The organism is Streptomyces sp. YIM 121038, assembly GCF_006088715.1.
GTDB lineage: Bacteria > Actinomycetota > Actinomycetes > Streptomycetales > Streptomycetaceae > Streptomyces.
The window spans coordinates 7,104,265-7,123,830 of record NZ_CP030771.1 but is presented as its reverse complement, the minus strand read 5'-3'; the positions used below and the strand labels follow the sequence as shown (position 1 = coordinate 7,123,830).

Sequence of the window (19,566 nt, the reverse complement as noted above, 5' to 3'; positions counted from 1 at the left end):
GGGCGGGCCGGGGAGTCAGCGGCTGACGGCGGTCTCCCGCGCCACGCGCGACAGCTTCTCGGGGTTGCGGACGTGGTAGGCCCCGGTGACGTGGCCGTTCTCGACCCGCACGGCCACGACGCCGTCGACCTCCCCGTCGGCCCGGACGAGGAGCCCCGGCCCGCCGTTGATCTGGACCGGCTCGACCGATCTCTCGGCGTCGCGCCGCCACCAGCCGCCCGCCAGCAGACGGGCCACCTTGTCCGCGCCCACGATGGGCCGCAGCAGGGCGTGTCTGACTCCGCCGCCGTCGCTCAGGGCGACGACCTCCGGGGCGAGGACGTCGAGCAGGCACTGCAACTCGCCGGTCTCGACCGCGCGCTGGAAGGCCTGGAGCGCGGCCCGGGTCTGGGCCGGGGAGACGGTGCCGCGCGGGCGGCGCGCGGCGACGTGGGCCCGTGCCCGGTAGGCGAGCTGGCGGACGGCGGCCGGGCTCCTGCCGACGGCCCCGGCGATCTCGTCGTAGTCGAGGGCGAAGACCTCGCGCAGCACGAACACCGCCCGTTCGACCGGCGCGAGCGTCTCCAGCACCAGCAGCATCGCCATCGAGAGGCTGTCGGCCAGTTCGACGTCCTCGGCCACGTCCGGCGCGGTGAGCAGCGGCTCGGGCAGCCACGGTCCGACGTAGGACTCCTTGCGCCGGCCGAGCGCACGCATCCGGTCCAGCGCCTGCCGGGTGACGATCCGCACCAAGTAGGCACGTTCCTCCCGCACGGCTCCGCGGTCGACGCCCGCCCAGCGCAGCCAGGTCTCCTGTAGGACGTCTTCGGCGTCGGCGGCCGAGCCGAGCATCTCGTAGGCGACGGTGAACAGCAGATTGCGGTGGGCGACGAACACCTCGGTGGCGGAGTCCACCGGCCTCACCGGAGCGGCACGGCCGGGCGGCACGGCCATGTCGGTGGTTCGTTCGCTGCGCTCGCTCATACCCGGCTCCCGCCTGTTCCTTCCGGCCCTGCTCCCCGCACTAGACGCCGGTCCCCGCCGCTCCGTAACACCCTCCGACCGGTGGCCTGTGTCACACGGCCGCGGCCGTTACGGGCAGCGGGGCACCGGCGTCCCGTGTTCGTCAAGGCGCCGTGCGCAGGGACCGTCCGGAGCGGTACGCGGCACACGGCACGCGGCACCACGAGTCGAGATCGCACGGGAGAAGGGAGGCGGCCCCGCCGTCTCCCCACCCAGTGCCAGGAAGGGCGGAGAACATGAGCACCAGCAAATTCGCGGTGGCGGGAGCGACCGGGCGCCTGGGACGCCACGTCGTGGACGTCCTCACGGAACGGGGTCACCAGGTCGTGCCGATGTCCCGCGCCACCGGCGTGGACATCGTCACCGGCGCGGGCCTGGCCGAGGCGCTCACCGGGGTCGACGTCATCGTGGACGTCGCGTCGTGGCACGCCTCCGAACAGGCGGCCGCCGCGGACTTCTTCCGCACGGCCACCCGCAATCTGCACGAGGCCGGACAACGCGCGGGCGTCGACCGGATCACCGCCGTGTCCATCATCGGCGCCGACAAGGCCACCGCCGGTTTCGTCGCCGCCCAGCAGGTGCACGAGGAGGTCGGCCTGTCCGGTCCGTTGCCCACGCGCATTCTGCGGGCCGCGCAGTTCCACGAGTTCGTCGGGCAGCTCCTGGACTGGCAGCCGGGCGGCGTCGCCCACATCCCGGCCCTGCCCACCCAGCTCGTGGCCTGCCGCACCGTGGCGGAGACGCTGGTCGACCTGGCCACCGAGCCCGACGGGGCGAGTCCCGGCACGCCGATCCCCGAGATCGCCGGGCCCCGCAGGGAGAGCATGGCCGAGGCGGCCAAGCTCCTCGGCGCCCGCCGGGGCATCGAGGTCGTCGAGGTCGACGGCTCCGGCGTGCCCGACGGCGAGACCGCGGCGGCCGGCGGGTTCCTGCCAGGACCGCACGCCAAGCTGGCCGGTCCCACCTTCCGGGAATGGCTCGACACCCAGTTCTGACCCACTGGACGGACACCTTCACGCTCCGTGCGGAGCACCCGGCCAGGGCCTGATCCAGGTCCGCCCCGCCAGGGGGGCGGCGGTCGCGGCCGGGCCGCCGCCCCCGCCCCGGGAGCACGGCGCGGCGAAGCGATCTCCCCTACGCTGCCCCAGGCCCGGACAACACCCTTGACACCGCTCGCCACTTGCCGCCCTACTGGTCCTTGCGCAGCCGCGTGACAACGTTGTCCGGATGGGCAGGGAGGGAGTCGGGATGGGGTACAGACGTCGGGGACGCAGACCGGGCGGGGGGCTGCTGGTCGGGGTCACCGCCCTGACCGTGGTCGCCGCCTCGCAGGGCGCGGCCGTGGCGGGTCCGCAGCAGCAGCCGCGCGCGGAGCGGGAGTTCAGCTCCTCGTTCGAGGCGGGGCAGCCCGCGCCGGACTGGCTGAACACCGTGGAGACCGGTCCTGACGGCAAGAAGCGCGCGGGCGGGGTGAACGGCGCCTTCGCCTCCGGGATACCCGGCGGCGTCAACGACCGGGTCGTGGGCGTCAGGGCCAGCGGTGAGCACAGCGGCTCCGGCGAGGTGAAGGAGAACCTCGTCGACGGCGAGAAGAGCACGAAGTGGCTCACCTTCGCCACGTCCGGCTGGGTGGAGTTCACGCTGGACTCCCCCGCCAAGGTGGTGCGGTACGCGCTGACGTCCGCGAACGACCACGCGCAGCGCGACCCGAAGAGCTGGACGCTCCAGGGCTCGACGGACGGCCGGGACTGGAAGGACCTCGACAAGCGCGAGGGCGAGACGTTCGGCGAGCGGTTCCAGACCAAGACGTACGACTTCGCGAACGACACCGCGTACACGCACTTCCGTCTGGACATCTCGGCGAACAACGGCGGCGGCGAGATCCAGCTCGCGGACCTCCAGCTGTCCGTCGGCGGCTCCGACACCCCCGCGCCGCCCGAGGACATGCAGAGTGCCGTCGACCGGGGTCCGGCCGGGTCGCCGACGGCGAAGGGCCGGGCGGGCTTCACCGGCAAGCAGGCCTTCAGGTACGCGGGCACGCACACCGCCGGGGGGCGCGGCCACTCGTCCAACAAGGTCTTCGACGTGGACGTGAAGGTGGGCCGGGACACCGAGCTGGGGTACCGCGTCTTCCCGTCGATGGACGACGAGGAGTACAAGAAGGCGCCGTACGACGCCACGAACGTCTCGGTGGACCTCGCCTTCACCGACGGTACGTATCTGAGCGACCTGGGCGCCACCGACCAGCACGGCTTCCCGCTCACTCCGCGCGGGCAGGGCGACGCCAAGGTGCTCTACGTCAACCAGTGGAACGACGTGGCGTCGCGGATCGGCGAGGTGGCCGCGGGCAAGACCGTGGACCGGATCCTGCTCGCGTACGACTCCCCGAAGGGCCCGGTGAAGTTCCGCGGCTGGGTGGACGACATATCCCTGGCCGAGAAGGCCCCTCCGAAGCCCAAGGCGCACCCCTCCGACTACGCCTCGACCACGCGCGGCACCAACTCCAGCCGCGACTTCTCCCGCGGGAACACCTTCCCCGCGACGGCCGTCCCGCACGGCTTCAACTTCTGGACCCCGGTGACCAACGCGGGCAGCATCGACTGGCTGTACGACTACGCCCGGGGCAACAACGACGACAACCTCCCCACCCTCCAGGCGTTCGGCGCGAGCCACGAGCCGAGCCCGTGGATGGGTGACCGGCAGACGTTCCAGATCATGCCGTCGGCCGCGAAGGGCACCCCGGACGCGGCCCGCGACAAGCGCGCGCTGCCGTTCAAGCACGAGAACGAGACGGCGCGCCCGCACTACTACGGCGTGACCTTCGAGAACGGCCTGAAGGCCGAGATGACGCCGACCGACCACGCGGCGATGTTCAAGTTCACCTACCCCGGTGACGACGCGAGCGTGGTCTTCGACAACATCGAGAAGACGGGCGACACCAAGCACGCCGTGGGCCTCACCCTCGACAAGGAGAAGGGGATCGTCACCGGCTACTCCGACGTGAAGTCGGGCCTGTCGGTGGGCGCGACCCGCATGTTCGTGTACGGCACGTTCGACCGCCCGGTCACGGACGGCGGCAAGCTGACGGGCGGCGGCACCACGGACGCCACCGGCTACTTCCGCTTCAAGGCCGGCGCCGACCGCGAGGTCTCGCTGCGCCTGGCCACGTCCCTGATCAGCGTCGACCAGGCGAAGGCGAACCTGGACGCGGAGATCCCCGCGGGCACGTCCTTCGCGAAGGTCAAGGACGCGGCGCAGCGGCAGTGGGACGACGTCCTCGGCCGCGTCGAGGTGGAGGGCGCGAGCGAGGGGCAGCGGACGTCGCTGTACTCCAGCCTGTACCGGCTCTACCTCTACCCCAACTCCGGCTTCGAGAAGGTCGGTTCGACGTACAAGTACGCTTCGCCGTTCACCAAGCAGCCGGACCCGGACACCCCGACCCACACCGGCGCGAAGATCGTCGAGGGCAAGCCGTACGTCAACAACGGCTTCTGGGACACGTATCGCACGACGTGGCCCGCGTACTCGCTCCTGACGCCGAAGAAGGCGGGCGAGCTGGTCGACGGCTTCGTGCAGCACTACAAGGACGGCGGCTGGACCTCGCGCTGGTCGTCGCCGGGCTACGCGGACCTGATGACCGGCACGTCCTCGGACGTGGCGTTCGCCGACGCGTACGTGAAGGGCGTGAAGGGCTTCGACGCGAAGGCGGCGTACGACGCGGCCGTGAAGAACGCGACGGTCGCGCCCGACAAGCCGGGCTACGGCCGCAAGGGCATGACGAACGCGCCGTTCCTCGGCTACACGCCGTCCGAGACGCACGAGGGCCTGTCGTGGGCCCTTGAGGGATACGTCAACGACTACGGCATCGCGAAGATGGGCCAGGCCCTCTACAAGAAGACGGGCGAGAAGCGCTACCAGGAGGAGGCGTCCTACTTCCTCAACCGCGCCCGTGACTACGTGAAGCTCTTCGACGCCAAGGCCGGGTTCTTCCAGGGCAAGGACAAGAAGGGTGCCTGGCGCGTCCCGTCGGAGAAGTTCGACCCGCGCGTGTGGGGCCACGACTACACGGAGACCAACGCCTGGGGCTACGCCTTCACCGCCCCGCAGGACTCGCGCGGCCTGGCCAATCTGTACGGCGGCCGGGGCGGCCTCGCGAAGAAGCTCGACACGTACTTCGTGACGCCCGAGACGGCGTCCCCGGAGTTCATCGGCTCCTACCCCGGCGTCATCCACGAGATGACCGAGGCCCGTGACGTGCGCATGGGCATGTACGGGCACTCCAACCAGGTCGCGCACCACGCCGCGTACATGTACGACGCGGCCGGGCAGCCCTGGAAGACCCAGGAGAAGGTCCGCGAGGTCCTCTCCCGCCTCTACACCGGCAGCGAGATCGGCCAGGGCTACCACGGCGACGAGGACAACGGCGAGCAGTCGGCCTGGTACCTGTTCTCCTCGCTCGGCTTCTACCCGCTGGTCATGGGCAGCGGCGAATACGCCATCGGCTCCCCGCAGTTCAAGAAGGCGACCGTACGCCTCGACAACGGCGGCACGCTGGTCGTTAAAGCTCCAAAGAACAGTGCGCGGAACGTGTACGTGCAGGGGCTGAAGGTCAACGGCAAGAAGTGGAACTCCACCGCCCTGCCGCACGAGGAGATCGCCCGCGGCGGCGTCCTCGAATTCGACATGGGCCCCAAGCCCTCCGCGTGGGGCTCCGGCAAGGGCGCCCAGCCGGTGTCCGTCACGGACGACGACAAGGTGCCGTCGCCCCGCGAGGACGCGACCAGGGTCGAGGGCGAGCTGTTCGACAACTCCTCGTCGACGTACGCGAACGCCTCCTCCGTGGTGGTGCCGGTCGCGTCCCGCACCAAGGCCGTGCAGTACACCCTCACCTCGGCGGACGCCGCGAAGGCTCCGCGCGGGTGGGTCCTCCAGGGCTCGCCCGACGGCGAGAAGTGGACGACGGTCGACAAGCGGTCCGGCGAGTCCTTCGCCTGGGACCGGCAGACCCGCCCGTTCACCGTCAGCGAGCCGGGCTCGTACGTGAAGTACCGCCTGGTCTTCACCGGGGGCCGGGCCGCCCTCTCGGAGGTGGAGCTGCTGCGCTGACGCCTTCGGCGAACTCGGCCCACACGACCTTGCCGGGGTGACGCTCCGCCACGCCCCAGCTGTCGGCCAGGGCCGCCACCAGCAGGAGACCTCGCCCCGACTCGTCGGCGTTCCCCTCGCCGACGAGTCGGGGCCAGCCGTCGCCACTGTCGTGGACCTCCAGGCGCACGACGGCGCCGTCGCGTACGAGGCGGAGGCGGAACCCTCTCCCTGGCGGGACACCGTGCACCAAGGCGTTCGTCGTCAACTCGCTCACGCACAGCGTGATGTCATCCACACGTTCGCTGATCTCCCACGCCGCCAGTATGGCCCGCGTGAAGGCCCGGGCCGACGGGATCGCCTGCTGCTCCCGCCGGTAGAAGCGTTCATGGAGGGGCGTGAGGGGAGTTTCGCTGTTCACGTGACGAGAGTCACAGGACCCCAGGTCCGACGGGCAGTACTCGAACTCGTACAACTCAGTTGTACGAGCGAAAGGCGTGAACAGGCGGGATTCAATGGGGAGTTAGCGCACATGAGCAGGCCAAAGCGACGATCGCGCAAGAACGCGTCAGCAATGAAGATGGTCGGGGCACTACTAGCCCTACACCGGGAGCGCGCCGGGTACACCCAAAAATCCCTGGCGGAACACTTCGTCATCAGCGAGGGACAGATCGCCTCCATCGAGCAGGGGCGGCGGCCCCTGAAGATGGACCTAGCAATCAGGCTCGACGAACTCCTCGGCACCCACCGAACATTCGAAACCGCCGTCGAACACATGCCGGAGGTCGACCTGATTCCTCGGTACGCCGATGAGTACCTGGATCAGGAACAAGAGGCCATCGTGCTCGAATGGTACGAGACCGTGCTGATTCCCGGACTGCTTCAGACAGAGGCTTACGCGCGAGCGATCTGCCGTCTGCGCATTCCGGCGTACACCGAGGAGAAGATCGAGGAGCTCGTCGCCGAGCGAATCGGACGGCGGGAAATCCTGCACCGCAAGAATCCGCCGCATGTCAGCTTCATCATCTGGGAGGCGGCGCTACACAGCCGTGTGGGCGGAGAAAGTGTGCACACCGAGCAGCTCCGCCACCTACGCGAGTACGCCGACCTTCCGAACGTCTGCTTGCAGATCCTGCCGTTGAGCCATGGCTTCACCCCCTCGATCAGCGCCCCGTTCATCGTGCTGGAAACTCCCGAGCACCAGCGACTCGTCTACAGCGAAACTCATGGCGGAAGCCACCTGATTGCCGCCCCGGACGAGGTGACGATCCTGGCCAGCAAGTATGGGATGCTGCGAACCGAGGCCCTCAACCCGGAGGACTCCAAGGAACTGTTGGACCGGTTGCTAGGAGAACGATGAGCAACGGCACCAGACTTGAGTGGTTCAAGTCCAGCTACAGCGACAACGAGGGCCAAGCCTGCCTGGAAGTCGCCACCCGCCCCGCCGCCATCCACATACGCGACTCCAAGGACCCCGACGGCCCGCAGCTCACCGTCGCCCCCGCCACCTGGACCGCCTTCCTGCCCCTCCCTCAAAAGCCCCGCGCCTGAGCGGCCCGTGCGGTACTACATCTACCTCTCCACCGCCAAAGTGGACATGCTCTACGAGCAGATCCCGCCCAAGCTGGCGCGGCGGCTCGCCGTGGAGGCGAAGGTCGACCTGAAGGTGCTCAGCCTGGCCGTGCAGTCGCCGCGTGGCGACACGAGTACGTACGACCGGCTCGACCTCGTGGAGGCGTACCTGGAGCGGGAGTTCGACGTCAGCTGGATGTCGGAGCCGAGCGCCTGGTTCCGGGGTGACCTGGGGCTGCGGATCGTGGGCGACGGGGGGCCGAACAGCCCGACGCTGATGACGGGCCGCGACGGCGACACGGTCGTCGCGCTGATCGGGTCGGCGCACCATCTGATCGGGCATCAGGCCGCACCGGACCTGCACCGGGTCGGCTACTCGGGGCTGCCGTCGATGTTCCGGCTGCTCCAGGAGGTCCCGCCGGAGTGGGAGCGCCAGTTCAATGTGCGCTGGTGGGGCCGGATGCCGAGCCGGGAGAGCGTGGCGCACGACGTGCTGCACTTCGCGGACGCGTTGACGGTGCCGCCGGTGCCCTGCGAGTTCCTGGCGCGGCGGCTCCTGAGCGATACCGTGCGGCGGGAGGACGGGCGGGAGCTGACGGTCGTCGTGGGGACGCCGGTGTACGTGGCGATGTCGGACGGGATGCCCGGGGACGGGGAGGCCTGAGTGGCGGAGGGGGCGGTCTCCGGCCTGGTGGACCTGCGGCTGGCGGGGGACGTGGCGGGACTGTGCCGGGCCACGGGGTCGGACTCCATCGACGTCGCGGCGTTCGCTACGTGCACGCTGGGCCACGGCACGGGGACGCCGGGGGTGGTCGAGACGCTCCTCGCCCGCCTGTGGCAGCGAGGCGAGCGGCCGGTCGGGTCGCGTTGGCAGGCGGCCAGGGCGCTGGGGCGGCTGCGGGCGGACCGCGCCGTGCCGGACCTGCTGCGGCTGCTGGCCGCGGACCCGCACGACCGCGAGCAGTTGGACCGGCCGGCGGCCGACTCCCTGGTCGACATCGGCGGGCCGCAGGTCGTCCGTGGCCTGCTCGACCTGCTGGAGGAGCAGACGGCCACGGGGAAGGGCACGTTCCGGGTGGTCGACGCACTGGCCCGGCTGCGCGCGCCCGAGGCCGTGAGGCCGCTGCTCGCCGCGCTGTGGCACTGTCTGCCCGACTCCGCGGAGCACGTGGTGCGGGCGCTCGGGGAGATCGGCGACCCGCGCGCGGGCTCCGCCCTGCTCGTCCTCGCGCAGTCGCCCGCGTCGGACACCCGGCTGCGCAGGGCCGCGCTCAGGGCGCTGCACGGTCTGCCCGAGGCCGCGTGGCCGCCCGCGCACCCGTACCCGGCCCCCGAAACGCTCCTCCACGCCCCGCAGCGCGACCCCGACCCCGAAACGGCGCGTCGCGCGACCGCCCTGCTCGCCAGGACCGCCGACGGCAGGGAGCACCTGTGGCACGTCGTCCGCGAGGCGGCGCGCACCCCCGACGCGCCCGAGTGCCCGCCGCACGCCGTCGCCGCCGTCTGCGCCCAGGTGGCGGCCGAGCCCGGCCGCTTCGTCGCATCGGCCCCCGGCGCGTACCACGCGCTGCTCCGGCACCATCTGGGCGAGTCGGCGGCACCGACGGTGCGCCGCGCCGCAGCCGGGGCCCTGGCCGCGTTCTCGGGCCCGCTGGCGGTGGGCGACCTCCTTGCGGCCCTTGGCGACCCGCACGTCAGCGACACGGCGGCGGACCTCGTCGCCGGGCTCGCCCATCCACCGCTTCACAGGCTCCTGGGTCTGCTCACGACGGCGGGCCAACAGCGCGGCGCGGCACGGGCGTTGGGGGGCATCGGGGACGCGGCGGCCGCCCCGGCGCTGCTCGCCCTCGCGACGGACCACGCGGCCCCGGCGGCGGCGCGCGCGTCCGCCGCCGACGCCCTCGGCGCCCTGGGCCACCGGCAGGCGGCCGCGCCCCTCGCGGCCCTGGCGGCGGACGAGGAGCAGCCCGGCACGCTGCGCGCCCGTGCCGTCCGGGCCCTCGGCCTGATCGGCGCGCCGGAGTCCCTGCCGGTGGTGCTCGCCTGCGCCCGCTCCCCGCACGAGGCGGTGCGGGCGCGGGCGGTGGCGGCGCTCGGCGGCTTCCCGGTGCCGGAGGCCGTCCGGGCGCTCGGGGAGTTCGTCAGGGGGCGCACGGGGCCGGGTGGGACCGGGCCGGGCGACGCCGGGGCCGACGGCACCGGGGCCGAGGTCGCCCGTGCCGCCGTGCGCGCCCTGGGGCGCGTCGGCGCCCCGGCCCTGCCCGTCGTCGCCGCGCTCGCGGGCGGCGCCGACGCCCTGGGGGACGACCTGGCCGAGCTGCTCGTCGCCGTGCTCGCCGCCCGCCCCGAGGCGAAGGCGACGGCCGCCCTGGTCCGGCTCGCCGCCAGGCCGCCTCTGGAGGCGAAGGCCAGATACGCCGCGCCGCCGGGCGGACCGCTCGCCCTGTCGAGTCCGGCCCGGGAGGCCGCGTCCCTCGCGCTCGTCGATCGGGGCACCCCCGAGGACCTCACTCCCCTGACGGCGCTCCTGGCCCCCGACGCCTGGTTCGGAGCCCAAGAGGCCGCCGTACAGGCCCTGTTGACGATCGGCACCACCGAGGCGCACGACCACGTGCTGGCGTTCTGCCGCCGGGCCACGCACTTCTACGACTGGCACGTCGACGCCCTGAACACCATCGCCGAGGCCCGCGGCGTCCGGCTCGGCTAGCCCGGCAGGCCACCGCCCCCGGCGCGACGGGGCGAACTGACGCTCGACAGACCGCCGCGGGCCTGCCTAAGATCCCGCCAGCATCGCGTGCCGGTCACCGACCGGGTGAGGCATGGAGGTGCGGGACATGCCCTCGGAGGCATTCCTTGTCGGTTCAGCTCAACCACACGATCGTCCACGCCCGGGACAACCGGGAGTCCGCCGCCTTCTTCGCGGACCTGCTGGGACTTGAGATCACCAGCGAATGGGGCCCGTTCGTCGCGGTCGCCCTGGCGAACGGCGTCACCCTGGACTTCGCCACCATCCCCGCGGAACACCTCACCCCGCAGCACTACGCCTTCCTGGTCTCGGAGGCCGAGTTCGACGCGGCGTACGAGAAGATCACCGCCCGCGGCCTCGACCACTGGGCCGACCCCCACCAGAAGCACCCCGGGGAGATCAACCACAACGACGGCGGCAAAGGCGTCTACTTCCTCGACCCGGCGGGCCACGCCCTGGAGTTGATCACGGTCCCGTACGGCGGCTGGCCGCGGCGGTAGGACGTGCGAGAGGGGCACACGGCCCGTGGGCGGTGCGCCCCCCTCACGTCGGCAGGGGTGTGCGGGATCAGCAGTTCGTCGCGGTGTCACCGGTGTCGACGGCACAGCTGTCGGCGCCGCTGCCGCCGTCGGCGGTGTCACCGTCCAGGCCGTCCCGGACGTCGACGGTGTCGTCGCCCGCGTTGCCCTTGAGGGTGTCGGTGCCGTGGTGGTCGACGAGCGTGTCGTTGCCGTCGCCGCCGCCGACGGTGTCGTCGCCCGCGCCGGAGTAGACGATGTCGTTGCCACCGGCTCCGAAGACGATGTCGTCACCGGCCAGGGCGCAGATGACGTCGTCACGGTTGACGCCGGACAGGACCTCCGAGCCGTTGCTGCCCACCAGCGTGCAGCCGTTGGCGTTGTTCACCGCGGTGTTCCGGGCGGCGGAGTTGTCGCCGGTGTTCGGGTCGGGCTGGTCGGCGGCCGCCGTGGCGGTGGCGGTGACCGTGCCGGTGGCCGTCGGCGACAGGCTCAGGACGACCGTCGCCGAACCGGACGCGGCCAGGCCGCCCAGCGCGCACCTCACCGTGGGCCCGGAGACGGTGCACGAGCCCTGGGAGGAACGGGCCGTCAGGATGCCGGTGGGCACCCCGGTCAGGGCGATCTCGGCGGTGGCCCCGGTGGCGTCGTCGGATCCGTTGTTGGTGAGCGTGACGGTGTCCGTGAGGATCCCGCCCAGCGCGAAGGGGTCGGCGGAGTCGGCCACCGCGACGGCCAGGTCGGCACCGGGCGCCGCGACGGCCGGGTCCGCGCCGGGCGCCGCGACGGCCGGGTCTGCGCCGGGCGCCGCGGTGATCGTGGTGGACTGCCAGCGGACGGGGCGGGTCGCGCCGTCGGCACTGGCCTCGACATAAGCGGTCACGGCACCCGCGGCATGCGGCGTCACCGTCACCTCGACGTCCACGGGGGCCAGGCGGGAGATCCTGCCCAGGTCGCAGGTGGAGGTCCGCGCGGTGGTGGAGCAACTGCCCTGGCTGGAGGTGGTGGCGGTGGCGGTCGCCGGGGCCCCGTACAGGTTCAGGGTGGACACCGCGTGGGTGAGGTCACCGCTTCCCGTCACGCTGTAGCGGTAGGTGTAGCTGGTGCCGGCCCGCACCGGGTCGGCCGAATCGTCCGGACCGATCAGGATGATGGCCACGGCGTCGGGCGCGGCCGCTGCCGCTGCCGGGGAGGCGACGCCGAGGAGTCCGGACAGGGCGAGCAGCAGCCCGCCCCACAGCGCCATGACACGGCGTAGCGCGCGACCGCGTCCTGATCGCGGTCCACTGGGTCGTTCGTTGGCGCAGCTCACAGGAGACTCCCGCGGAGAAGGGGCGGTCCCGGTGCTCCGGAACGGCCCGGCTGAAGGGGTGGAGGCCCACCGGCGGACACGGGGTCCGGGTGTCCGTGCGGGCCCGGCGCGCCGGTCCGGCCGCCCGGAGTGCGGCGGCCCGGCCGGACCCCGCGGCGGGAGCGGCGACCGGAGCCCCTTGCCGTCGTCGGCGTACGAGCGCCCGGAGCATCCCACAGGCCCCCGGTCCGCGGCACCGCCCGGATCACGACACCCGGCCACGCGCGGCCGTCCCGCCCCACCGTGCCTGCGCCGCTCCAGGAACACCCGGGCTCCCCACCGGGCACCGGCATCCCGACACCGTCGTACCACCCGCACACCGAGCGCCCACCGGCCCTACGGACAACAGCGCACCACCCCTCGCACCAGCGCGGCAGCCGCACCGCCAGCGCGGGCCCGCTACCGCCCGCCCCGGCGGGCGCGGTAGCCGCGCTGGCGGCAGGCCGGTGAGCAGTACGTCCGGGGGCGTCCGCCCGAGGACCGCGGAACCGGCCCCCGGCAGCCGGGGCAGAGCCTTTCGTCACGCGGAGGGCCCGGCGCCGCGCTTTCGTCACGCGGTGGCTCGCCCGTACGGGCGGCGGTGACGAGGTCCGGGGCCGGGACGCGCCCCCGTGGGGTGTGCGTGGCCAACTCGTCGTCCAGGACCGGGCAGTCCCCCGCGATGTCGTCGTCCGTGCAGGTCAGCGCGTGGCGGAGATAGCTCCGTGCCGCCTCCAACTCCGTGATCTGCCGCTCCACCTGTACGAGCTGGGCCTCGATCGCGCCCTGCCAGGCGTCGCGCGTGGCCTTGCCGGAGGTGACCACGGCGGCCTGGTCGAGGGGCATCCGCCCGACGACGCAGCACAGATAGGCGAGGCCGATGCGGCGCAGGTCAGTAGCGCCGTAGCGCCGCTTGCCGCCCTCGCGGACGGGCTCGTTGAGCACACCCCGCCGCTCCCACCACCGCACCGTGGACGGCGCCAGGCCGTACAGGGCCGCCGCTTCACCGATGGAGACCGCATCTCGCCGCGCCATGGGCCCAGTTGACATCAAGCCGACTTGAAAAGGCAAGGTCTTACTTAGGTAAACCTAAGTAGCCGCGTCCTCGCGGCAGAGGGGTTCGGTCATGACAACTGGCAAGCACGTCGGGTCCGTCGAATACGCCGAGACCGTCGTCATCGGCGCCGGTCAGCAAGGGTGCGGAGTGGCCGGGGCCCTCCAGGAGCTCGGCCGCGCCGCGCTCGTCCTGGAGCGGGGGGAGATCGGCCAGGCCTGGGCCCACGAACGCTGGGACAGCCTGCTGATCGGGAGCGGGAACCGCTCGCTGCGCTTCCCCGGCCGGGAGTACGACGGCGACGACCCCTACGGCTGCCCCTCGGGCCCCGAACTGGCCCGCGTCCTGCGCCGGTACGCGACGGAACGAGGGCTGCGGATACGCCAGCACACACCCGTGGCGAAGGTCGAGTGCCCGCCCGACGCCTCCGACCTCGACGACGTACGGTTCCGCACCCACCTGGCCACCGGCGGCGTCGTCGAATCCCGCAACCTCGTCGCGGCCGTGGGCGGCTACGCGGCCCCCCGCACCCCCGCCCCGGCCGCCGACGTCGACCCGGCCGTCCACCAGCTCCACTCCCACGGCTACCGCAACCCCGGGGCCCTGCCGGAGGGGGCCGTCCTGGTCGTCGGCGCGGGCATCAGCGGCCAGCAGATCGCGGACGAGCTGGCGGCGGCCGGGCGCCGCACCTTCCTCGCGGTCGGGCGGCACCGCGCGTGGCCGCGCCGCTACCGCGGCCGCGGCATCCAGGAGTGGCTCCGCGCGCTCCCTTCCCTGTACGAGGAGTTCGGGGCCGCGGGCGGCGACGGCGGACCCGTCCTGCCGGGCCTGCCGGTGACCGCCGTGCGGGACAAGCGCGGCGACCTGAACCTCGGCACCCTGGCCGCGAAGGGCGTCACCCTGGTCGGCTCCGTACGCGCGGCGGACGGCCACGAGCTGCACCTGAAGGACAACGTCGTCGCCGTCGCGGAGGAGTCCGCCCGCTCGTTCCGGCGGGCCGTCGACCTCATCGACACCCGCGTCCGCCAGCGGGGATTCGCGGCACCCCAGGAGCGGCCCGCGCCCGAGGTCCCCCTGGCCCACGTGGCCGACTTCGGCGAGCGCCTCGACCTGGCGCGCCACGGCATCACGACCATCGTCTGGTGCACCGGCTTCGGCCCCGACTACCGGATCCTGCCCGACCACGTCCTCGACGAGCACGGCGCGCCGGTCCAGGAGGGGGGCCTGCTGGGGGCGCTCCCCGGCCTGTACTACGCCGGGCTCCCGGACGGGAACTCGATCGCCCCCGTGGGCATCGAGGCGAACGTGGAGAACGGCCGGTCCATCGCCCGCCTGATCCACGTCGACCACGTGCTGCGCACCGGAGCGCCGACGGACCTGATCACCGCGTAGCGGGACGGCGAAGGGCCGTACCCTCCGGATCGACGCCCGGGAGGTACGGCCCTCGACTGCCTGCCGTGACCGCTTACTTGCGGATCAGGCTGCGCAGCACGTACTGCATGATGCCGCCGTTGCGGTAGTAGTCCGCCTCGCCGGGGGTGTCGATGCGGACGACCGCGTCGAACTCGACACCGGTGTCGGTGGTGACCTTCACCGTGCTCGGGGTCGTGCCCTCGTTCAGCTCGGTGACGCCCGTGATGGAGAAGGTCTCCTCACCGGTCAGGCCGAGCGAGTCGGCCGACTGGCCGGCCGGGAACTGGAGCGGCAGGACGCCCATGCCGATGAGGTTCGAGCGGTGGATGCGCTCGTACGACTCGGTGATGACGGCCTTGACGCCGAGGAGCGCGGTGCCCTTGGCCGCCCAGTCGCGGGACGAGCCGGAGCCGTACTCCTTGCCGCCCAGGATGACCAGCGGGGTGCCGGCCGCCTGGTAGTTCTGCGAGGCGTCGTAGATGAAGGAGACCGGGGAGCCGTCCTTCGTGAAGTCGCGGGTGTAGCCGCCCTCGGTGCCCGGCGCGATCTGGTTGCGCAGGCGGATGTTGGCGAACGTGCCGCGGATCATGACCTCGTGGTTGCCGCGGCGCGAGCCGTAGCTGTTGAAGTCGCGGCGGGCGACACCGTGCTCCGTGAGGTACTGGCCGGCCGGGGTGTCGGCCTTGATGGCACCGGCCGGGGAGATGTGGTCGGTGGTGACCGAGTCGCCCAGCTTCGCCAGGACGCGGGCGCCCTCGATGTCGGAGACCGGGGTGGTCTCCATCGTCATGCCCTCGAAGTACGGGGGCTTGCGGACGTAGGTGGACTCGGCGTCCCACTCGAAGGTGTTGCCGGTCGGGATCGGCAGGGCCTGCCACTGGGCGTCGCCCGCGAAGACGTCCTGGTAGGACTTGTTGAACATGTCCTCGCCGATGGCGTTCGCCACGACGTCGTTGACCTCGGCCTCGGTCGGCCAGATGTCCTTGAGGAAGACCGGCTTGCCCTCGGTGTCGGTGCCGAGCGCCTCCGTGGTGATGTCCACCTTCATGGAGCCCGCGAGCGCGTACGCGACGACCAGCGGCGGGGACGCCAGGTAGTTCATCTTGACGTCGGGGTTGATGCGGCCCTCGAAGTTCCGGTTGCCGGAGAGGACCGAGGTGACGGCGAGGTCGTGGTCGTTGACCGCCTTGGAGACCTCCTCCGGCAGCGGGCCGGAGTTGCCGATGCAGGTGGTGCAGCCGTAGCCGACGAGGTTGAAGCCGACCTTGTCGAGGTACGGGGTCAGGCCCGCCTTGTCGAAGTAGTCGGTGACGACCTTCGAGCCCGGGGCGAGGGTGGTCTTGACCCACGGCTTGCGGGTCAGGCCCTTCTCGACGGCCTTCTTCGCGACGAGCGCGGCGGCGACCATCACGTACGGGTTCGAGGTGTTGGTGCAGGAGGTGATCGCGGCGACGGTGACGGCGCCGTGGTCGATCTCGTAGGTCGAGCCGTCGGGGGCGGTCACGGTGACCGGGTTCGACGGGACGCCGTTGGAGGTGGCCGGGGCGTCGGAGGCCGGGAAGGACTCCTTGCCCGCCTCGTCGGCGGTGTCGACGTAGTTGCGCACGTCGAGGGCGAACTGCTGCGCGGCGTTCGCGAGGACGATGCGGTCCTGCGGGCGCTTCGGACCGGCGATCGACGGGACGACCGTGGAGAGGTCCAGCTCCAGCTTCTCGGAGAAGTCCGGCTCCGCGGCCGGGTCCAGCCACAGACCCTGCTCCTTGGCGTACGCCTCGACGAGCGCGACCTGCTGCTCGGAGCGGCCGGTGAGCTTGAGGTAGTTCAGGGTCTCGCCGTCGATCGGGAAGATCGCGGCGGTGGAGCCGAACTCCGGCGACATGTTGCCGATGGTGGCGCGGTTGGCCAGCGAGGTGGCGGCGACGCCCTCGCCGTAGAACTCGACGAACTTGCCGACGACGCCGTGCTTGCGCAGCATCTCGGTGATCGTGAGCACCAGGTCGGTGGCGGTCGTGCCGGGCTTGAGCTCACCGGTGAGCTTGAAGCCGACGACGCGCGGGATCAGCATGGAGACCGGCTGGCCGAGCATCGCGGCCTCGGCCTCGATGCCGCCGACGCCCCAGCCGAGGACGCCAAGGCCGTTGACCATCGTGGTGTGCGAGTCGGTGCCGACCAGGGTGTCGGGGTAGGCCTGGCCGCCTCGGACCATGACCGTGCGCGCCAGGTGCTCGATGTTCACCTGGTGGACGATGCCGGTGCCCGGCGGGACGACCTTGAAGTCGTCGAACGCGGTCTGGCCCCAGCGCAGGAACTGGTAGCGCTCCTTGTTGCGGCCGTACTCCAGCTCCACGTTCTGCGAGAACGCGTCGTGGGTGCCGAACTTGTCGGCGATGACGGAGTGGTCGATGACCAGCTCGGCCGGGGAGAGCGGGTTGACCTTCGCCGGGTCGCCGCCAAGGGCCTTCACGGCCTCACGCATCGTGGCGAGGTCCACGACACAGGGGACGCCGGTGAAGTCCTGCATGATCACGCGGGCCGGCGTGAACTGGATCTCCTGGCTGGGCTGGGCCTGCGAGTCCCAGCCGCCGAGGGCACGGATGTGGTCGGCGGTGATGTTGGCGCCGTCCTCCGTGCGGAGCAGGTTCTCCAGCAGGACCTTGAGGCTGTACGGCAGGCGGGCCGAGCCCTCCACCTTGTCCAGCCGGAAGATCTCGTACGACTCGTCGCCCACCTGCAGCGTGCTGCGGGCGTCGAAGCTGTTCGCCGACACGACAGTCTCCTTCATATATGTGCGCGTTCCACCGCATCCTGCCGTCACGCCTCCTGGCCGATCCGCTAAGGTAAGGCTAAGTTAGGTGACCCTTACCGCCGGACTGGCGATGCGTACGGCTGCGGTGCGCCTCGGCAGATATCTCGATGTCGAGATAACTCTAATACATCAGCCGCGCGGATGCTGGCCCCGGGGCCCTGGGCGGGCTTCGCGCTGCGCGCTCGTCCTCAAACGCCGGACGGGCTTATTTCGCTTCCGTCCGGGATTCATGCGCGGACTCACGCGCGCCCAGGCGTGTGCGCCCCCGGGCTCACCATGGGCCGACGCTGCGCCAAGTGGCCGAGTTCCCGGTCGCGGACGTGCAACACATCCACTGTGCGGGCACAGTGGAGCACGGCGCCCGCCTGCGACTTAACGGCCGCACAACGGCCGGTGTCTGACGGATCGGAATCAGCCGCTCCCCCAATGGCCTACCCCAGCGGGTACCTCATCTCATATCTGAGATAGCCTCTGGCGCATGGCAGACGACTACCTCGTACGCATCGGCAAGCTCATTCGTGACGCCCGGCAGCACCGTGGCTGGACACAGTCGCAGCTGGCCGAGGCGCTCAACACCAGCCAGAGCGCCGTGAACCGCATCGAGCGCGGCAACCAGAACATCAGCCTTGAGATGATCGCCCGGATCGGCGAGGCGCTGGACAGTGAAATCGTCTCGCTCGGGTACTCGGGTCCGATGCATCTGCGAGTCGTCGGCGGCCGCCGCCTCTCCGGCTCCATCGACGTCAAGACCAGCAAGAACGCCTGCGTGGCCCTGCTCTGCGGCTCCCTGCTCAACAAGGGCCGCACGGTCCTGCGCCGCGTCGCCCGCATCGAAGAGGTCTACCGCCTCCTGGAGGTCCTCAACTCCATCGGCGTCCGCACCCGTTGGATCAACGACGGCGTGGACCTGGAGATCGTGCCGCCCGCCCGGCTCGACATGGACGCCATCGACGCGGACGCCGCCCGCCGCACCCGCTCCATCATCATGTTCCTCGGCCCGCTCCTGCACCGCATGGACCGCTTCCGCCTGCCGTACGCGGGCGGCTGCGACCTCGGCACCCGCACGATCGAGCCGCACATGATCGCGCTGCGCCGCTTCGGCCTGGACATCGCCGCGACCGAGGGGCTCTACCACGCGGACGTCGCCCGCGACGTCACGCCCGACCGCCCGATCGTCCTGACCGAGCGCGGCGACACGGTGACGGAGAACGCGCTGCTCGCCGCCGCCCGCTCCGCCGGGACCACGGTCATCCGCAACGCCTCCTCCAACTACATGGTCCAGGACCTGTGCTTCTTCCTGGAGGCGCTCGGCGTCAAGGTCGAGGGCATCGGCACCACGACCCTGACCGTGCACGGCGTGCCGGACATCGACGTGGACGTCGACTACTCCCCCTCCGAGGACCCGGTCGAGGCGATGAGCCTGCTCGCCGCCGCCGTGGTCACCGAGTCCGAGCTGACCATCCGCCGGGTGCCGATCGAGTTCATGGAGATCGAGCTCGCCGTCCTGGAGGAGATGGGCCTCGACCACGACCGCTCGGCGGAGTACGCGGCGGACAACGGCCGCACCCGCCTGGTGGACGTCACGGTGCGCCCCTCCAAGCTGGAGGCGCCCATCGACAAGATCCACCCCATGCCGTTCCCCGGCCTGAACATCGACAACGTCCCCTTCTTCGCGGTCATCGCGGCCTCGGCGCAGGGCAAGACCCTCATCCACGACTGGGTCTACGACAACCGCGCGATCTACCTCACGGACCTGAACCGCCTCGGCGGCCGTCTCCAGCTGCTCGACCCGCACCGGGTGCTCGTCGAGGGCCCGACCCGCTGGCGCGCCGCCGAGATGATGTGCCCGCCCGCGCTGCGCCCCGCCGTGGTCGTGCTGCTCGCGATGATGGCGGCCGAGGGCACGTCGGTCCTGCGCAACGTGTACGTGATCAACCGCGGCTACGAGGACCTGGCGGAGCGTCTGAACTCCGTCGGCGCGCAGATCGAGACGTTCCGGGACATCTGAGGACGTCCCGTCCGGCCGCTCGCACATCCGTG

General features: G+C 71.6%; 14 protein-coding genes. 9 read left to right on the top strand and 5 right to left on the bottom strand.

What is annotated here, in order from left to right:
* Positions 1 to 15: 15 nt before the first annotated feature.
* The gene (locus tag C9F11_RS30695; RefSeq protein WP_138967177.1) at positions 16 to 933 is read right to left on the bottom strand and encodes an RNA polymerase sigma-70 factor; all 918 of its coding nucleotides are present in this window, start codon (positions 931 to 933) and stop codon (positions 16 to 18) included.
* Between the two features lie 305 nt (positions 934 to 1,238).
* Between C9F11_RS30695 and C9F11_RS30690 the strand changes: the two genes are divergently transcribed.
* Together C9F11_RS30690 and C9F11_RS30685 are read left to right on the top strand one after the other, a co-directional pair.
* Positions 1,239 to 1,997 carry an NAD(P)H-binding protein gene (locus C9F11_RS30690; RefSeq protein ID WP_138962302.1) on the top strand — a complete coding sequence of 253 codons (759 nt, stop codon included), beginning with the start codon at positions 1,239 to 1,241 and terminating at the stop codon, positions 1,995 to 1,997.
* Between the two features lie 319 nt (positions 1,998 to 2,316).
* Positions 2,317 to 6,108: a GH92 family glycosyl hydrolase gene (locus C9F11_RS30685; RefSeq protein WP_138967175.1), complete on the top strand. Its 3,792-nt coding sequence runs from the start codon at positions 2,317 to 2,319 to the stop codon at positions 6,106 to 6,108.
* Here the strand turns inward: C9F11_RS30685 and C9F11_RS30680 are convergent.
* Positions 6,062 to 6,508, bottom strand: a complete 447-nt coding sequence (locus C9F11_RS30680; protein ID WP_138962301.1) for an ATP-binding protein — start codon at positions 6,506 to 6,508, stop codon at positions 6,062 to 6,064. The two genes, C9F11_RS30685 and C9F11_RS30680, sit on opposite strands and share 47 nt — an antisense overlap.
* Positions 6,509 to 6,619: 111 nt before the next feature.
* Between C9F11_RS30680 and C9F11_RS30675 the strand changes: the two genes are divergently transcribed.
* The 5 genes from C9F11_RS30675 (at position 6,620) to C9F11_RS30655 (ending at position 10,905) form a co-directional block, all read left to right on the top strand.
* Complete coding sequence (locus C9F11_RS30675) at positions 6,620 to 7,447, top strand: helix-turn-helix transcriptional regulator (protein WP_138962300.1); 828 nt, start codon at positions 6,620 to 6,622, stop codon at positions 7,445 to 7,447.
* Positions 7,444 to 7,638: a DUF397 domain-containing protein gene (locus C9F11_RS30670; RefSeq protein WP_138962299.1), complete on the top strand. Its 195-nt coding sequence runs from the start codon at positions 7,444 to 7,446 to the stop codon at positions 7,636 to 7,638. The genes C9F11_RS30675 and C9F11_RS30670 overlap by 4 nt, the downstream gene beginning before the upstream one ends.
* A gap of 7 nt (positions 7,639 to 7,645) precedes the next feature.
* Positions 7,646 to 8,323 carry an SAVMC3_10250 family protein gene (locus tag C9F11_RS30665; RefSeq protein WP_138962298.1) on the top strand — a complete coding sequence of 226 codons (678 nt, stop codon included), beginning with the start codon at positions 7,646 to 7,648 and terminating at the stop codon, positions 8,321 to 8,323.
* On the top strand, positions 8,324 to 10,366 hold the full coding sequence (locus C9F11_RS30660; RefSeq protein ID WP_138962297.1) for a HEAT repeat domain-containing protein: 2,043 nt from the start codon (positions 8,324 to 8,326) through the stop codon (positions 10,364 to 10,366).
* 146 nt (positions 10,367 to 10,512) lie between these two features.
* Entirely contained in the window at positions 10,513 to 10,905 is a 393-nt protein-coding gene (locus C9F11_RS30655; protein ID WP_138962296.1) for a VOC family protein, read from the top strand.
* Between the two features lie 67 nt (positions 10,906 to 10,972).
* Here the strand turns inward: C9F11_RS30655 and C9F11_RS30650 are convergent, their stop codons facing one another.
* Both C9F11_RS30650 and C9F11_RS30645 read right to left on the bottom strand, forming a co-directional pair.
* Positions 10,973 to 12,169: a DUF11 domain-containing protein gene (locus C9F11_RS30650; RefSeq protein WP_138962295.1), complete on the bottom strand. Its 1,197-nt coding sequence runs from the start codon at positions 12,167 to 12,169 to the stop codon at positions 10,973 to 10,975.
* 504 nt (positions 12,170 to 12,673) lie between these two features.
* Positions 12,674 to 13,288 carry a MerR family transcriptional regulator gene (locus C9F11_RS30645; protein WP_138962294.1) on the bottom strand — a complete coding sequence of 205 codons (615 nt, stop codon included), beginning with the start codon at positions 13,286 to 13,288 and terminating at the stop codon, positions 12,674 to 12,676.
* A gap of 91 nt (positions 13,289 to 13,379) precedes the next feature.
* Here C9F11_RS30645 and C9F11_RS30640 point away from each other — a divergent pair, with 91 nt between their 5' ends.
* The gene (locus tag C9F11_RS30640) at positions 13,380 to 14,699 is read left to right on the top strand and encodes an NAD(P)-binding domain-containing protein (RefSeq protein WP_138962293.1); all 1,320 of its coding nucleotides are present in this window, start codon (positions 13,380 to 13,382) and stop codon (positions 14,697 to 14,699) included.
* A 73-nt stretch (positions 14,700 to 14,772) separates the two neighbouring features.
* Here C9F11_RS30640 and acnA read toward each other — a convergent pair whose 3' ends face one another.
* Positions 14,773 to 17,487, bottom strand: a complete 2,715-nt coding sequence (gene acnA, locus C9F11_RS30635; RefSeq protein WP_138962292.1) for an aconitate hydratase AcnA — start codon at positions 17,485 to 17,487, stop codon at positions 14,773 to 14,775.
* A gap of 517 nt (positions 17,488 to 18,004) precedes the next feature.
* Between acnA and C9F11_RS30630 the strand changes: the two genes are divergently transcribed.
* A complete protein-coding gene (locus C9F11_RS30630; protein ID WP_138962291.1) occupies positions 18,005 to 19,534 on the top strand; it encodes a UDP-N-acetylglucosamine 1-carboxyvinyltransferase in 1,530 nt (509 codons plus the stop codon).
* Positions 19,535 to 19,566: the final 32 nt, after the last annotated feature.

Coding starts and splice junctions, on each gene's coding strand:
- C9F11_RS30695 (WP_138967177.1), bottom strand. CDS start 933: ATGGCCGTGCCGCCCGGCCGTGCCGCTCCGGTGAGGCCGGTGGACTCC.
- C9F11_RS30690 (WP_138962302.1), top strand. CDS start 1,239: ATGAGCACCAGCAAATTCGCGGTGGCGGGAGCGACCGGGCGCCTGGGA.
- C9F11_RS30675 (WP_138962300.1), top strand. CDS start 6,620: ATGAGCAGGCCAAAGCGACGATCGCGCAAGAACGCGTCAGCAATGAAG.
- C9F11_RS30670 (WP_138962299.1), top strand. CDS start 7,444: ATGAGCAACGGCACCAGACTTGAGTGGTTCAAGTCCAGCTACAGCGAC.
- C9F11_RS30650 (WP_138962295.1), bottom strand. CDS start 12,169: ATGGCGCTGTGGGGCGGGCTGCTGCTCGCCCTGTCCGGACTCCTCGGC.
- C9F11_RS30645 (WP_138962294.1), bottom strand. CDS start 13,288: ATGGCGCGGCGAGATGCGGTCTCCATCGGTGAAGCGGCGGCCCTGTAC.
- C9F11_RS30640 (WP_138962293.1), top strand. CDS start 13,380: ATGACAACTGGCAAGCACGTCGGGTCCGTCGAATACGCCGAGACCGTC.
- C9F11_RS30630 (WP_138962291.1), top strand. CDS start 18,005: ATGGCAGACGACTACCTCGTACGCATCGGCAAGCTCATTCGTGACGCC.